Origin of the sequence: Bowmanella yangjiangensis (assembly GCF_017255015.1) — a bacterium.
Lineage (GTDB): Bacteria > Pseudomonadota > Gammaproteobacteria > Enterobacterales > Alteromonadaceae > Bowmanella > Bowmanella yangjiangensis.
The window spans coordinates 1-771 of record NZ_JAFKCS010000379.1; the positions used below are offsets into that span (position 1 = coordinate 1).

Sequence of the window (771 nt, forward strand, 5' to 3'; positions counted from 1 at the left end):
TTGTCCGCCATGCAGGGTGGCTAAGCTCGCCAGACCGAACAGGATGCCTGCACCGACAAGGATTGCCATGACTCAAACCAACCCCTTCGCGGCCGAGCCGCTCGTTCCATCCGCTGCGCCCCGCCCGCTGCCGGCACTACCAGGGCATCTGGTGGCCGTGGCCCTGTCGATGAGCGTCATCGCCATTCTGCTGTCGATGATCGGCTGGTGGAGGAGCGATCTCGAGAACGATTTCAGCGTCTGGCTGAGCTACGTCGCCCCGTACTGGGTCAATCACCTGCTCATGGCTGGGCTGGGTGTCTACTGGCTGACGAGTGCATACCTGGAACGTCATCGCCTGGCCGGCTACCGGCAGCCGGCGCCACTGCTGGTGAGTTATGGCGTGGTTTACCTGCTGCTGTCCTGGGGGCTCGGTTTCGTCTCCGGCCAGCTGTACATGTGGCTGTACGAGCTACTGGACGATCAGTACAGCGGACGCCTGCTGACCAGCCTGGGCTGGTCGGTCATCGGCCTGCTGAGCTTTTGCCTGGAGGTGCTGGTGCCGCTCTGGCTGCTGCTGCAGCTGTTCCGGCGCAGCGCCGAGGTGACGGACGGTGACCTGCAGATGGCCGGTACGTCGCTGGCCTGGTGTTTCGCGCTGGCCATCATGGTGGGATACCTGCAGGTGATGGGCCTGGCGCTCGAGCTGATGGACGGTGCGTTCTACGGGTTCGAGCTGGAAAGCTGGGCGGGGGTGATCAATCTGCTCCATGGCGGCGTTTACATGCTGGT

General features: G+C 63.7%; 1 protein-coding gene. It reads left to right on the forward strand.

All coding sequences use genetic code 11. The features are described from left to right. Positions 1–67: 67 nt before the first annotated feature. A partial coding sequence (locus J0A65_RS24670; protein WP_206596882.1) for a hypothetical protein occupies positions 68–771 on the forward strand: 704 nt, incomplete at its 3' end.